Genomic DNA, 14,196 nt, shown 5'->3' with positions numbered 1-14,196 from the left:
CGAGCGGCGAAAAGCGAGGCGCGGCATTGCCGCGAACCTTTCGGTTCGGGGCATATCCGGGCGGGGGGGAAGCAACGCGCCGCATCATGGTCGAGTGGTAACGTCCGGTCTCTCTTGCAGCAAGCGCGGCACGCTTGGCATGGTTACGGTGCGGCAGAATCAGGCGGGAAAAGATCGGATTTCAACAGGCCGTAGAGCAGATGGTCGCGCCGCCGCCCGGCAATGGCGAGATAGGCGCGCGCATAGCCTTCGCGCCGAAAGCCGGCCTTTTCAAGGACGCGGATCGACGCGACATTCTCCGGCAGGCAGGCAGCCTCCAGCCGTTCGAGGCCCAATGTCCGGAAGGCGAAGTCGCTCAGCAGCCGCACGGATTTGGTCATGAATCCATGGCGGGCGAAGGGCTCCCCCATCCAGTAGCCGAGCGTGCCGGTCTGGGCCGCCCGCCGCCGGACGTTCGAGAGGGTGATTCCACCAAGGAGCTGGCCGGTTTCTTCCGTGAAGATCAGGAACGAAAAGCCGGATTCCTCCGCCGCTTCCTTGCGCAGGCGAACCAGCCGCCGACGGTAGGCGCCGCGGCTCAGATCATCCTCCGGCCAGAGGGGCTCCCAGGGCGCGAGAAAGCCGCGGGACTGTTCCCGCAAGGCAGCCCAGGCGGGAAAATCGGCCATATCCGGCGTGCGAAGGATGAGGCCGTTCCCGGAAATCCGGGGGAGGGGCGGCCGGCCCAGACCGGTCACGCCTTCGAGGAACCAGCGCATGCTCATCACGCCCGGCGTTTGGCCCGAATATGGGCCTCGAGATCCGCGAGTGCATTGGGCAATTCCACCATGCGCTCGGGATCGGTCATGAGATGCGCGAGGCGCGGCGGCAATCCGGCCTCAAGCCCGGTGATCGCGCGGATCGCATCCGGGAACTTGGCGGGCGCGGCGGTGGCAAGCACCACCAGCGGCACGGCGGCCGGAAGCCCGGCCTTCTCCGCCGCGATCACGCCGGTCGCGGTATGCGGCTCCAGCAGATAGGCGCTTTCGGCCTGGGTCCGGCGGATGATCTCCGCAACTTCCGGCTCGCTGCCGCGATGGGCATGGAACTCGGCGCGGATCTTGGCGAGCACCGTCTCCGGCAGGGTGAAGCTGCCGGATTGCTTCAGGCTCTCCATCATCGCGCGCACTGCAGCGGCATCGTTCCCGGTGGCCTCGAAAAGCAGGCGTTCGAAATTCGAGGAGACCTGGATATCCATCGAGGGCGAGGTGGTGGCTTCCACGCTGCGGGTCTCGTAGCGGCCAGTGGCAAGCGTGCGCGCGAGGATGTCATTCGCGTTGGTGGCGACGATCAGCGTCTCGATCGGCAACCCCATGCGCCGCGCAACATGCCCGGCGAAGATGTCGCCGAAATTGCCCGTGGGCACGGAGAAAGCGATTTTCCGATGCGGCGCCCCGAGCGCCACGGCCGCGACGAAGTAATACGTCACCTGCGCGACGATGCGCACCCAGTTGATGGAATTCACGCCCGAAAGGCCAACGGAATCGCGGAAGGCGTGATTGTTGAACATGCCCTTCACGAGGGCCTGGCAATCGTCGAAATTCCCCGCAATCGAGAGCGCGTGGATATGCGCCTCGGCGGGGGTGGTCATCATCCGACGCTGCACATCGGAGACGCGGCCCTTCGGGAAGAGGATGAAGACATCCGCCCGCTTGCTCGCGCGGAAAGCCTCGATGGCAGCCCCGCCGGTATCGCCGGAGGTTGCGCCCACGATCGTCGCGCGCTGGCCCTTCACCTGGAGAGCGTGATCCATCAGGCGTGCGAGCAACTGCATCGCGACATCCTTGAAGGCGAGCGTCGGGCCATGGAACAATTCGAGAATGAAGCGGTTCGGGCCGATCTGCTGGAGCGGCGTCACGGCCTCGTGCGCGAAGCTCGCGTAGGCCGCTTCGCAGGCCTGCTTCAGCACCGCATCGGGAATGGAGCCACCCGTGAAGCGACGGATGACATCAAAGGCCACAGCGTGAAAGGGCTGGCCGGCATAGGCGGCGATCTCGCTGTGCGAAACCTGCGGCCAGTTCTCGGGGACATAAAGGCCGCCATCGCGGGCAAGCCCGGCCAGCATGCATTCCGAGAAGTCGAGGGAGGGCGCGAGGCCGCGGGTCGAGTTATAGCGCATGAACGGCGTTTAACCGATCAGTTTGCGTCCGTCACGGCGTTTTCGTCGCTGGCAAGACCAAGTTTCCTGCGCCGGCGCGCGAAGAGGAAAAATCCGGCCACCGCGATGTTAGTCGCCGCAAGGCTCCACCATGTGATCGCGTATTCGAGGTGGTTGTTGGGAATGGCCTTGAGAAAGTCCTTCACCTCCACGCCGAAGGGTGGGGCGGTTTCGTCCGGGAGCGCTTCGCGGTCGATGAAGGTCGCAAATGCGGGAAGCGAGTCGCTCGCCTTCGGAGCGTTCGGGAGCTTCAAGAAGGCAGCGATCTGCCCCGCATCACGAAAAAAGAACACGCCCTTCGCCGGATCATTATGAGGCGGAAACACCCCTTCTTTCTCGGCGGGGCGAAGAAATCCGGTGAGCGTCACCTCACCAGATGGCGTCTCGAACGGAGGTATCGCCCCGTTTGGCAGCGTGGGCAGAAAACCGCGCGAAACAAGCACGGAATAGGTTTTGCCATATTGGTCTTTGCCTGCATCAAGTGGCTCAAACGCCTGCATCACCCACACACCGAAACCGCTCATTGGCACGCGGCCGCGCGAATCGCGCTCGCCGGGCTTCGGCGCGGGGCGCGAGGTGCGCACATAGGCGATCCTGTCGGGCAGGAAGCGCCCAGTGATGGTGACGCGGTCCCAGATCTGCGCCCGCGCGAACGAATTTGGCGGCCCTTTCGCCGCAGCCTCGATGGCCGCGATGAACTCCCGCTTCTCGGCGCGGCGCTGCCATTGCCAGGTGCCGAGCCCGAGCAGCACCAGCGTGCCCACGAGCGTGAAGGCCATGAAGAAAAGAAGGCTGCGGCCGCGCATCACTCGATACTCGCTCTTGGTGCCTCCACGAAAAAAGGGCGGCACGCGGCCGCCCTTCCGGATTGCGGTTTCGGGGCGGTCAGTGCCCGAGAATGTTCGGCGCGAAGCCGAAATTCGAACCCCAGACATAGATGGCGGCAAAGAGGAACAGCCACACCACATCCACGAAATGCCAATACCAGGCCGCGAATTCGAAGCCGAGATGCTGCTTCGGCGTGAAGTGGCCCTTGTAGACGCGCGCAAGGCACACCGCGAGGAAGATGGTGCCCACGAAGACGTGGAAGCCATGGAAGCCCGTCGCCATGAAGAAGGTCGCGCCATAGATATGTCCCGCGAAATTGAAGGCGGCGTGGCTGTATTCATAGACCTGCACCAGCGAGAACAGGGCGCCGAGCAGGATGGTGAGCCACAGGGCCTTCTTCACGGCCTCGCGATCACCGTGCAGCAGCGCATGATGCGCCCAGGTGACGGTCGTGCCCGAGAAGAGCAGGATCAGCGTGTTGAAGAGCGGCAATTCCCATGGGTTGAAGACCGCGATGCCCTTCGGAGGCCATTGTCCCCCCGTCAGTTCGGTGCGGGTGTACTGGATGGCCTCGCCGGCAAAGATCGCCGCATCGAAATAGGCCCAGAACCAGGCCACGAAAAACATCACTTCCGAAGCGATGAACAGGATCATGCCGTAGCGATGGTGCATCTGCACCACGCGGGTGTGATCCCCCGATTCGGCCTCGCGCACCACATCGGCCCACCAGCCATACATGGTGTAGAGCACGCCGATGAGGCCCGCGATGGTAAGGTAACTCCCAACCGCCATGCCGCCGAGCGTCATCTTCTTCATCCACATCACGGCACCAACCGCCATGACGAAAGCCGAGACCGAGCCGATGAACGGCCACGGGCTCAGCGGCAAGATGTGATAATCATGGTTCTTGGCGTGCGCGTTGGCCATCCGAGGCCCCCTTCTTCGTTAGGCGTTCCGGCTCGTCATCCCGTCAGCGCGCCGGAGGAATCGCTGATGATGCATCTGCGATCGGCTTCGTCGCGTTCTTGGCGGGAAAAAACGTGTAAGACAAGGTGATGGTCTGGAGGAAATCGAGGTTCTTTTCCTTCGAGATCTCCGGATCGACAAAGAACACCACTTCCTCCGTGCGGCTCTCGCCCGGATGGAGGGTGATCTCGTTGAAGCAGAAGCAGGCGATCTTGTTGAACCACGCGCCAGCCTGATCCGGCGAGACATTGTAGCTCGCAATGCCGGTCACGGTGCGGTCCGTCGCATTGCGGATGGTGTAGCTCACCGTGCGCACTTCGCCGCCCTTCACCGAAACTGTGGGCATTTCCGGCTCGAACAGCCAGCCCAGGCCCGGCGCGACATTCGCATCCATGCGGATGGTGAAGAGCCGCTCGGTCATGCGGTCCGGGGCCTTCACGGCAACCTGCGTCGTGCCGCCATAGCCGGTCACGCGGCAGAAGAGATCGTAGAGTGGCACCGCGGCAAACGACATGCCGAGCATGAACAGCGTGCCGCCCAGCGCATAGCCTGCGACGCGCAGGTTGCGGCGGGGGTCGATCATCACGGGGCGGGGAGCGGTCTTTTCGCGATCCATGGCGTCACATCGGCCGGGCCAGAATGGACGGTCCCATCTTGAAAATGGTGATGACGTAGAACAGCACGACAAGGCCCACGACCGAAAGCGCGATGGCGCGCGAGCGGCGCTGGCGGCGCGCCTTCTCCTCGGGCGTGAGAACGATGCCTTCCGGCCTGGGCGTTTCGCTCATGCGCCGAACTCCGTGAGGCGTGACAGCATGGGCATCAGCAGGAACAGGATGCGCTCGAGCAGCAGGGCCGCGAACAGCGCGAAGAGATACAGGATCGAACCGCCGAACATCGACCAGCAGGCCTTGCGATCCTCTTCCGGCGTCGCGGCGCGCAGGATCATCCAGGACCAGCGGAGCATCATGCCGGAGCCGATCACCGCGGTGGCGAGAAAAAGCCAGTGGCCGAAGCCGAGCACCACCGGCGCGAAGGCCGAAAGCGCGAGCAGGATCGTGTAAAGCAGGATCTGGCGGCGCGTGGCAGCCTCGCCCGCCACAACCGGCAGCATCGGCACGCCCGCACGGGTGTAATCCTCGTTCTTCACCAGGGCGAGCGCCCAGAAATGCGGAGGAGTCCACAGGAAGATGATGAGGAACAGCACGATCGGCTCGATCGCGATCGAGCCGGTCACGGCCGCCCAGCCAATCACCGGCGGAAAGGCTCCGGCAGCACCGCCGATCACGATGTTCTGCGCGGTCGAGCGCTTCAGAGCCATCGTGTAGATCACGACATAGAAGAAGATCGTGAAGGCGAGCAGACCGCCTGCAAGCCAGTTGGTCGCAAGCCCCAGCACCATCACCGAGAAAAATGACAGCAGCAGGCCGAAGATCTTCGCCTCGTCCGGCGAAACGCGGCCGGCGGGAATGGGCCGGCTCGATGTGCGGCGCATCACCTGATCGATATCGGCATCATACCACATGTTGAGCGCGCCAGAGGCGCCGCCACCCAGCGCAATCGCTAAGATGGCGATAAAGCCGATCACCGGATGAATCGAGCCGGGCGCGATCAGCATGCCGACAAGCGCGGTGAACACCACCAGCGACATGACGCGCGGCTTCATCAGCGCCCAGAAATCGATTGGGTCTGCGTTCGAAATCAGCGCTTTGCGCTGGATGTCAGCTCCCGCGTCGCTCACGGTTGGCCTGCCTCAACTCTGTGCTCTGGGATTGACCCCATGCGGAAGCAGCCGCTCGGGGCCGCTTTCGGATGGGGCGGAGCCTCGCGAGAAGGCTCCGCCGGAGATGTCTAGTGGTTCGAGCCGGTGATCCGCGGCAGGGTCTCGAACTGGTGGAAGGGCGGCGGGGAGGAAAGGGTCCATTCCAGCGTGGTCGCGCCTTCACCCCAGGGGTTGTCGCCGGCCTTTTCCTTGCGGCTATAGGCGAGGTAGATGCCGTAGAAGAAGATCAGCAGGCCGAAGGCGAAGATGTAGGAACCCATCGAGGAGATGTAGTTCCATTCTGCATAGGCAGCCGGATAATCCACATAGCGGCGCGGCATGCCGGCGAGGCCCAGGAAGTGCTGCGGGAAGAACAGCACGTTGGCACCCACGAACGCGACCACGAAGTGGCTGTGGCCAATCCAGTCCGGGATCATGTAGCCGGTCATCTTCGGGAACCAGTAGTACCAGGCGGCGAAGATCGCGAAGACCGCGCCGAGCGAGAGCACGTAGTGGAAATGCGCCACCACGTAGTAGGTGTCATGCAGCACGCGGTCCACGCCGGCATTGGCGAGCACCACGCCCGTGACGCCACCGACCGTGAACAGGAAGATGAACCCGATCGCCCAGACCATCGGCGGACGGAACGAGATCGACCCGCCCCACATCGTCGCGATCCAGGAGAAGATCTTCACGCCGGTCGGCACGGCGATCACCATCGTGGCCGCCACGAAATACTGCTGGGCCGCGAGGCTGATGCCGGTGGTATACATGTGGTGCGCCCACACGACGAAGCCGACGAAACCGATCGCCACCATCGCATAGGCCATTCCGAGATAGCCGAAGACCGGCTTGCGCGAGAAAGTCGAGACGATGTGGCTGACAATGCCGAAGGCCGGCAGGATCAGGATATACACTTCCGGGTGACCGAAGAACCAGAACAGATGCTGGAACAGGATCGGGTCACCCCCGCCTTCCGGCGCGAAGAAGGTCGTGCCGAAATTGCGGTCCGTCAGCAGCATGGTGATGCCGCCGGCGAGAACCGGGAGCGACAGCACGAGCAGGAAGGCGGTGACCAGCACCGACCAGGCGAAGAGCGGCATCTTGTGCAGCGTCATGCCCGGGGCGCGCATGTTGAAGATCGTGGTGATGAAGTTGATCGCGCCGAGGATCGACGAGGCACCCGCAATATGCAGCGAGAGGATCGCGAAATCCATCGCCGGGCCGGGCTGGCCCGAGGTCGAGAGCGGCGGATAGATCGTCCAGCCGCCGCCAACGCCGAGGCCGCCGGCCGGGCCTTCCACGAACATCGACAGGATGAGCAGGCCGAAAGCGGCCGGCAGCAGCCAGAACGAGATATTGTTCATGCGCGGGAACGCCATGTCCGGCGCGCCGATCATGATCGGGATGAACCAGTTCGCGAAGCCGCCGATCAGCGCCGGCATCACCATGAAGAAGATCATGATGAGCCCGTGGCCCGTGACGAACACGTTGAACGTGTGCGGATTGGCGAAAACCTGCAGACCGGGCTCCTGGAGCTCGATGCGCATCATGATGGAAAGGAAGCCACCCACCAGCCCCGCGAACAGCGCGAAGATGAGGTACATCGTGCCGATGTCCTTGTGGTTGGTGGAATACACATAGCGCCGCCAGCCATGCGGAACGTCATGCGCGTGATCGTCGGCGTGCGCGTGAGCCTGTGCCATTCTTGTCTACTCCTGTCGAAGCGTCTTGTCGCGGCGCTTAATCAGCGGACCGGATCGGTCTGCGCGGTCTGGACCGGCGCATCCCCGATGCGGGCATATTTCTTCTTCGCATCCGCGAGCCAGGCATCATACTTCTCCTGGCTGACAACGCGGATCGCCAGCGGCATGAAGGCATGATCCTTGCCGCACAGTTCCGAGCACTGGCCGTAGAAGATGCCTTCCTTCGTCGCGCGGAACCATGTCTGGTTCAGCCGGCCCGGCACGGCATCGGCCTTCACGGCGAAGGAGGGAACGGCGAAGGCGTGCAGAACGTCACCGGCGGTCACCTGCACGGCCACGGTCTTGTTCACCGGAACCACAACCTCGTTGTCCACCGCCAGAAGGCGCGGGAAATCAGCTTCCTTGCCCTTGCCGGCCTTCACGGCCGCAGCGCGCTCTTCATCCGAGAGCATGCGCACTTCGAATTCGAAGCCGCCGGCATCCTTCGGGTAGGTGAACTTCCAGTACCAGGCATAACCCGTCGCCTTGATGGTGAGGTCCGCCTTCGGGATCGTCACCTGATCACGCAGCAATCGGAAGGAGGGCACCGCGATCGCGACCAGGATCAGCACCGGGATGAGCGTCCAGGCCACTTCGAGGCCCGCATGATGCGTCGTCTTCGACGGCACCGGGTTCTTGGAGGCCTTGAACTTCGCCACCACCATCACCAGGAGCAGCAGCACGAAGAGCGAGATCACCGTGATGATGGGCAGCAGGATCGCGTCATGGAACCATTGGGTGTTCTCGGCGATCGGCGTCGCGGGGGTTTGCAGGCCCATCTGCCAGGGCGAAGGTTGCCCCATCCCCGCCCAGGCCGCCGAAGGCAGGCCCGCAAGGCCGAGGAGGCCCGCACCTGTCAGCATCCGCGCAGGAAGGCCGCGCATGTTCCGTTCCATCTCACCCAATCGCTTCATGGCTATCGCCACTCCCTTGCGTCGCGCCCGGCGCTCGTGTCTCGAGGTGGGCGTTTGGTCTGCCGTCCGCCATCGGCTGCCGAAGCTCCGGGCTCGATGCCCGATTGACCTTCTTCAGCGCGCTTGCGCAAGGGCCTCGGCTGGGAGCACGCTGACACAGCCATGCTTTGCCCGCGGCCGGGACCCGGATCTGAACTTCACTGCAAGCCCCAGCTTCGCCAAAAAGGCAAGCGAATTTCGCCAAGCATGGGACTGCTTTTTGTCGTATTCGCTTTACGCCATCTTGTATCGCGCAGAGCAGCGACGAATTGCAGCAGGGCCGGCTCCGGGCTGCGCTTTCTTGACACCGGAGCCGTCTCTGTTACGCCACGCGGGCAGGCTGGCTCCGCTTTGAAGAGCGTGTTTTCTTCGATTCGGGGCTGCAGGCACTGGCTGATCGAGCCACAGGTGATTCAATGACGATGAGGAAAAGCTCCGCCATCAATGCGCTCCGATTGGGCCTGTTTGCGGCCCTGGCGTCGATTGGCGTCGCCTCCGTTGCTTCGGCGCAAGGTCAATTGCGCGGAGCCTATGGTGACTGGCAGTATCGCTGCGACCGCGTGGCGCAGAGCGGCCAGGAGCAATGCATCCTGATCCAGAACGTTCTGGATCAGCAGGACCTGAACCTCGCGGTTGTGATTCTGCGGGTGGAAGATCAGGTCGCGACGGCCGAGGCCCGCAAGACCAATGCGAATGCGCCGGCTGTTCGCCGCCCGGTTCTGCGTGTCATCGCGCCGCTGGGCGTGCTGCTTCCGCGCGGATTGGGGCTGAAGGTGGATGATCGCGAGGTCGGCTCGACAGATTTCGTCCGCTGCCTCGAATCCGGCTGCGTGGCCGAGGTCGACATGGATCGAACCTTGATCGACCTGTTCTCGAAGGGCAAGGTGGCGCTCTTCGCCGTCTTCCTCACTCCCCAGGAGGGCCGGGGCCTGCCGGTGACGCTGGGCGGTTTCGCGGACGGGTTTTCGAAGCTCCAGTAACGCGCCCGGCGCGCGCCGAACAAAATGGGTGGTTAGGTGATGCTGGTTGAAAAATCCGGTTCTTTGCGCGGTGTGGCTCTTGCGGCCCTTGGCCTGTCGCTGATGGCTCTCGCGGGTTGCGGCTCCTCGTCGCTCACAGGGGCCGGCGGCAGTGACCCCACGGTTGCGGGCGATGGCTCCGGCTGGGGCACGGCAATCCTCTATGGCGGTCGCCGCTTCACCGAACCGCCACCGACCGAGAAGCGTGAATACACTTGCCCGGCCGTCGAGATCCTGGAAGGAACCGTCGCGCTCCGTTCAGGCGATACCGGAACCGCCCGTGGCGTCGGCTATCAGGCCTCGATCCGTGACACGGCCCGCGAATGCGCGCTGGTGGCCGACAACCGGCTCAACATCAAGGTGGGCGTTCAGGGACGCCTCGTGCTTGGCGAAAGCGGCAAGCCTGGCACCTATACCGTTCCGGTGCGCGTGGCCGTGCGGCGCACCGGTGGCGAGACCGTCTATTCGAAGCTCACGACCGCAAGCGTGACGGTTCCGGCGACGGATACGCAGGGCACCTTCACGGTGATCGATGATGGTCTTTCCCTGCCGCTCAGCGCCAGTGACCCCGGCGACGAATACACAATCCTCGTCGGCCTCGATCCACAGGGCAAGAGCACGCCGCGCAATCGGCGGCGTTGACAGTTCCGGCAAATGAACTAGGTGACTGGTCGTCAGGCCATCTCCCGCGCGGGAGAGAGCGGGTCAAGCCCGTCGCCGAAGGCGCAACCGCCCCGGAAACGCTCAGGCAAAAGGGACCGCGCGAGAAAAGCCGCTCTGGAAAGCGCGAGGCCGCAAGGCTTCGCCACCGAAGGAGTAAGGGTTCGCCTTCCGAGCCCGAAATCTCTCAGGTCTCCGTGACAGAGGGGGCAGCATCGAAGTCCGGGCGCAAGTCTGGGCCTTGGCGATCTGTCTGATCACGGAGGCGGCGCGAGCCGGAAATGCATGGCTTCTCCCGAAAGCGCGGAAACGCTGCTCGAAACCCCGCTCGCGGCCTGGCATGTCGCGCAGGGCGCGAAGATGGTGCCCTTCGCCGGCTACAACATGCCGGTGCACTATCCGCTCGGCATCATGGGAGAACATAACTGGACGCGGGACAGCGCCGGTCTCTTCGATGTCTCGCATATGGGCCAGTGCTTCCTCATCCCCGAGGATGGGAAGTTTGAAACCGCAGCGGCGGCACTGGAAAAGCTGGTGCCAGCCGATGTGCTGAGCCTGAAACCGGGGCAGCAGCGCTATTCGCAATTCCTGAATGCCGAGGGCGGCATTCTTGATGACCTGATGATCACCCGGCTCGGTCAGCCCGGCCATGAGCACTGGATCTATCTGGTTGTGAATGCAGGCTCCAAGGTGGAGGATTACAGGCACCTCGCCGCGCACCTGCCCAGGGGTGTGACCCTGAAGATCGGCGATAATCTGGCCCTTCTCGCGCTCCAGGGCCCGAAGGCTGCGGCGGTGATCGCCCGGCACGCGCCGGCTCTGGCCGAGCTCAAGTTCATGACCTCGACCGATCTGCCTGTCGCCGGTCTCTGGTGTCATGTCTCGCGCACGGGCTACACGGGCGAGGATGGGCTCGAAATCTCCGTGAAGAACGAGGATGTCGAGGCGCTCGCGAGCCTTCTCCTGAAGGATGAGCGCGTGAAGCCCATCGGCCTCGGCGCCCGCGATTCCCTGCGGCTCGAGGCGGGTTTCTGTCTTTATGGCCATGACATCGACACCACGACCTCGCCCATCGAGGCGGATCTGAAATGGTCGATCCAGAAGCGCCGGCGCGAGGAAGGCGGCTTCCCTGGCGCAGCACGCATCCAGCGCGAACTGGCCAATGGCCCGGCCCGCCTGCGCGTCGGCATCCGGCCGGAAGGGCGCCAGCCCGCGCGCGAAGGCACGGAGATCTTCGCCGAGGGGCGCCGGATCGGCGTCATCACCTCCGGCGGCTTCGGCCCCACGGCGCAGGCGCCTGTCGCCATGGGCTATGTGGAGACGGCCTTCGCGAAGCCCGATACGCCGGTGACACTCGTCGTGCGCGGCAAGGAATTGCCCGCGCGCGTCTCCGCCATGCCTTTCGCCCCGCATCGTTATTTCCGCTGATTCTCGCCTTCTTACGGACAGGAGCCCGCCATGACGACCCGCTACACCAAAGATCACGAATATATCCGCGTCGAAGGCGATGTCGGCATTGTCGGCATCACGGATTATGCGCAGGCCCAGCTCGGCGACGTGGTGTTCGTCGAATTGCCGGATGTCGGCAAGGCTGTCTCCAGGGGCGGCGAGGCGGCTGTGGTCGAGAGCGTGAAGGCGGCTTCGGAAGTCTATGCCCCGGTCTCCGGCGAGGTGGTCGCCGTGAACGACAAGCTGCCGGATGTCCCCGCTACCGTGAACGAGGACCCCGCCGGCGCGGGCTGGTTCATCAAGATCAAGCTCGCCAACAAGGCCGAGCTCGATGGCCTGATGAGCGAAGCGGAATACGCTGAATACCTGAAATCAATCGCGTGAGGCCCCGATGCGCTACCTGCCGCTGACCCCCGATGATCGCGCCGGCATGCTTGCCCGGATCGGCGTGCCGAATGTTGATGACCTCTTCTCCGGCATCCCCGCCGATAAGCTCCTGAAGGAGCCGGTGAACCTGCCGCACCATGCGGGCGAACTCGCTGTCGAGCGCAAGCTCGGGGCGATGGCTGCCAAGAACGTGCCGGCAGGTTCCGTGCCCTTCTTCGTGGGTGCGGGCGCCTACAGGCACCATGTGCCGGCGACGGTGGATCACCTGATCCAGCGATCGGAGTTCCTCACGAGCTACACGCCCTACCAGCCGGAAATCGCGCAGGGCACGCTGCAATATCTCTTCGAATTCCAGACGCAGGTGGCATTGCTCACCGGCATGGAGGTCGCCAACGCCTCGATGTATGACGGTTCGACCGGAACGGGCGAAGCGGTGCTGATGGCGCATCGCGTCACCAAGCGGCGCAAGGCGGTGCTCTCGGGCGGTCTGCATCCGCAATATGCCGATGTGGTAAAAACCCTTTCGGCCATGGCAAACGATGTCGTCGTCGCCGCTCCGGCGGATGTCACCGGCACGGAAGATCTCGCCAGGCTCATCGACAGCGAGACCTCCTGCATCGTGGTGCAGAACCCGGATGTCTTCGGGAATATCCGCGATCTGCGCCCGCTGGCAGCCGCCGCGCAGGCCAAGGGTGCGCTCCTCATCGCGGTCTTCACGGAGGCGCTCTCGCTGGGCCTGATCGAGAGCCCGGGCGCGCAGGGCGCGGATATCGTGGTGGGCGAGGGGCAATCGATCGGCAACGGCCTCAATTTCGGTGGTCCTTACGTCGGCCTCTTCGCCGCCAAGCAGAAATATCTGCGCCAGATGCCGGGCCGCCTCTGCGGCGAGACGGTGGATGCGGAAGGAAAGCGCGGCTTCGTGCTGACGCTTTCCACCCGCGAGCAGCATATCCGCCGCGACAAGGCGACCTCGAATATCTGCACGAATTCGGGCCTCTGCTGCCTCGCCTTCACCATCCACATGACGCTTCTGGGCGAGAAGGGCCTGCGGCAGGTGGCCCAGGTCAACCACGCGAATGCGGTGGACCTTGCCGAGCGTCTTGAGGCGATAAAGGGCGTGACGGTTCTCACATCCGCCTTCTTCAACGAATTCACCGTGAAGCTGCCGGTGAACGCGGCGGAAGCGGTGGAAAAAATGGCGAAAAGGCAAGTGCTCGCGGGCGTGCCGGTTTCGCGCCTGCTGCCAGGCGCGGGCTTCGACGATCTCCTCATTGTCGCCAACACCGAAGTGAACACGGATGAGGATCGCGAAGCGTTCGTCGCCGCGCTGAAGGGAGTGGTGTGATGAAATTCCGTGAAAAGCACTGGGATGACAAAGGACCAGAATACGAAATCAATCTTGCACATATTTTGAAGAATCCTCCAATAATGGAGCAAATGAGATCAAAAAAAGTCAGAGAATTTATTGATTCAGTATTTAAATATACAGGATATATTATATTTTCGTCTATTTTTTTGAAATTTTCAATTGCAGGTTTTATAAATATAATATTACCAATTATATTATATTTTTTGTCATTGATATATTTGGCGTCTCTTTTACAGGCAACATATATACATGTTTCAAATAAGCACAATGTGTTGAATGCTGGTTCCAACCTGCTGGCTTTGGTTGTTTTGGTTACAGTTCCTAGTTGGTTTGGCTGGAATGTTATCGCAATGATGGCGTCTCAAGGCGGAGTGAAATAACAAAATGCTTAACAATCAGGGTCGTCCCACTTCGGCCGGTGAAGCCTCGGCAAACGCTCATCCCACCTTCACGGGCAACCGCGCGCTGATCATCGAAGAGGCTTTGCTGTTCGAGATCGGCCGCGCCGAGACCACCGGCGTCGATGTTCCCGAGCCGAAAAGCATGGCGTTTTCAAGCGAGATGGATGTCGGCTCGCGTGAAGAAAACGCGTCAGGAAAGAAAATTCTGAAATCGCGCCTCGGCGGGCAGGAAAGGCAGGGCCCGATTGGCCTCGTCGGCCTCTCCGAGCCCGAGACGATGCGCCATTTCGTGCGCCTCAGCCAGAAGAACTACGGCATTGATACCGGGCTCTTCCCGCTCGGTTCCTGCACGATGAAGCATAATCCGCGCCTCAACGAGAAGATGGCGCGGCTGCCGGGCTTCGCGGATATCCATCCGCTCCAGCCGCAATCCACCGTGCAGGGCGCGCTCGAACTCATC

General features: G+C 62.9%; 15 protein-coding genes, 1 pseudogene and 1 riboswitch. Of the genes and pseudogenes, 7 read left to right on the top strand and 9 right to left on the bottom strand.

Annotation, left to right across the window (positions count from 1 at the left end):
• Positions 1 to 143: 143 nt before the first annotated feature.
• From ACKODO_RS07515 to coxB, 9 genes are all read right to left on the bottom strand, one after another.
• Positions 144 to 764 carry a GNAT family N-acetyltransferase gene (locus ACKODO_RS07515; RefSeq protein WP_408982827.1) on the bottom strand — a complete coding sequence of 207 codons (621 nt, stop codon included), beginning with the start codon at positions 762 to 764 and terminating at the stop codon, positions 144 to 146.
• A complete protein-coding gene (gene thrC, locus ACKODO_RS07510) occupies positions 764 to 2,158 on the bottom strand; it encodes a threonine synthase (protein ID WP_408982826.1) in 1,395 nt (464 codons plus the stop codon). The genes ACKODO_RS07515 and thrC overlap by 1 nt, the downstream gene beginning before the upstream one ends.
• A gap of 17 nt (positions 2,159 to 2,175) precedes the next feature.
• The gene (locus ACKODO_RS07505) at positions 2,176 to 3,003 is read right to left on the bottom strand and encodes an SURF1 family protein (protein ID WP_408982825.1); all 828 of its coding nucleotides are present in this window, start codon (positions 3,001 to 3,003) and stop codon (positions 2,176 to 2,178) included.
• Positions 3,004 to 3,082: 79 nt separating this feature from the next.
• The gene (locus tag ACKODO_RS07500; protein ID WP_408982824.1) at positions 3,083 to 3,952 is read right to left on the bottom strand and encodes a cytochrome c oxidase subunit 3; all 870 of its coding nucleotides are present in this window, start codon (positions 3,950 to 3,952) and stop codon (positions 3,083 to 3,085) included.
• A gap of 43 nt (positions 3,953 to 3,995) precedes the next feature.
• On the bottom strand, positions 3,996 to 4,607 hold the full coding sequence (locus ACKODO_RS07495) for a cytochrome c oxidase assembly protein (protein ID WP_408982823.1): 612 nt from the start codon (positions 4,605 to 4,607) through the stop codon (positions 3,996 to 3,998).
• Positions 4,608 to 4,611: 4 nt separating this feature from the next.
• Positions 4,612 to 4,779, bottom strand: a complete 168-nt coding sequence (locus ACKODO_RS07490) for a hypothetical protein (RefSeq protein WP_408982822.1) — start codon at positions 4,777 to 4,779, stop codon at positions 4,612 to 4,614.
• On the bottom strand, positions 4,776 to 5,732 hold the full coding sequence (locus ACKODO_RS07485) for a heme o synthase (protein WP_408982821.1): 957 nt from the start codon (positions 5,730 to 5,732) through the stop codon (positions 4,776 to 4,778). The genes ACKODO_RS07490 and ACKODO_RS07485 overlap by 4 nt, the downstream gene beginning before the upstream one ends.
• A gap of 110 nt (positions 5,733 to 5,842) precedes the next feature.
• A complete protein-coding gene (gene ctaD, locus ACKODO_RS07480; protein WP_408982820.1) occupies positions 5,843 to 7,459 on the bottom strand; it encodes a cytochrome c oxidase subunit I in 1,617 nt (538 codons plus the stop codon).
• A gap of 41 nt (positions 7,460 to 7,500) precedes the next feature.
• A complete protein-coding gene (gene coxB / locus ACKODO_RS07475) occupies positions 7,501 to 8,382 on the bottom strand; it encodes a cytochrome c oxidase subunit II (RefSeq protein ID WP_408982819.1) in 882 nt (293 codons plus the stop codon).
• 491 nt (positions 8,383 to 8,873) lie between these two features.
• On the opposite strand from coxB, the gene ACKODO_RS07470 reads away from it, so the two are divergent.
• From ACKODO_RS07470 to ACKODO_RS07440, 7 genes and pseudogenes are all read left to right on the top strand, one after another.
• Complete coding sequence (locus ACKODO_RS07470; protein WP_408982818.1) at positions 8,874 to 9,431, top strand: invasion associated locus B family protein; 558 nt, start codon at positions 8,874 to 8,876, stop codon at positions 9,429 to 9,431.
• 39 nt (positions 9,432 to 9,470) lie between these two features.
• A complete protein-coding gene (locus ACKODO_RS07465; RefSeq protein ID WP_408982817.1) occupies positions 9,471 to 10,112 on the top strand; it encodes a hypothetical protein in 642 nt (213 codons plus the stop codon).
• Between the two features lie 39 nt (positions 10,113 to 10,151).
• Positions 10,152 to 10,241: riboswitch (glycine riboswitch) on the top strand.
• A gap of 174 nt (positions 10,242 to 10,415) precedes the next feature.
• A complete protein-coding gene (gene gcvT, locus ACKODO_RS07460; RefSeq protein WP_408982816.1) occupies positions 10,416 to 11,558 on the top strand; it encodes a glycine cleavage system aminomethyltransferase GcvT in 1,143 nt (380 codons plus the stop codon).
• Between the two features lie 30 nt (positions 11,559 to 11,588).
• Entirely contained in the window at positions 11,589 to 11,963 is a 375-nt protein-coding gene (gene gcvH, locus ACKODO_RS07455; RefSeq protein ID WP_408982815.1) for a glycine cleavage system protein GcvH, read from the top strand.
• A gap of 7 nt (positions 11,964 to 11,970) precedes the next feature.
• Entirely contained in the window at positions 11,971 to 13,311 is a 1,341-nt protein-coding gene (gene gcvPA / locus ACKODO_RS07450) for an aminomethyl-transferring glycine dehydrogenase subunit GcvPA (RefSeq protein WP_408982814.1), read from the top strand.
• Positions 13,311 to 13,715 (top strand): hypothetical protein, encoded by a 405-nt coding sequence (locus tag ACKODO_RS07445; RefSeq protein WP_408982813.1) that lies wholly within the window; start codon positions 13,311 to 13,313, stop codon positions 13,713 to 13,715. The genes gcvPA and ACKODO_RS07445 overlap by 1 nt, the downstream gene beginning before the upstream one ends.
• A gap of 4 nt (positions 13,716 to 13,719) precedes the next feature.
• Positions 13,720 to 14,196 (top strand): annotated as a pseudogene (locus tag ACKODO_RS07440) (hypothetical protein); the annotation flags it as partial.

This window comes from Rhabdaerophilum sp. (genome assembly GCF_046092605.1).
Lineage (GTDB): Bacteria > Pseudomonadota > Alphaproteobacteria > Rhizobiales > Beijerinckiaceae > Rhabdaerophilum.
This window is presented reverse-complemented; position numbering and strand designations above follow the sequence as displayed.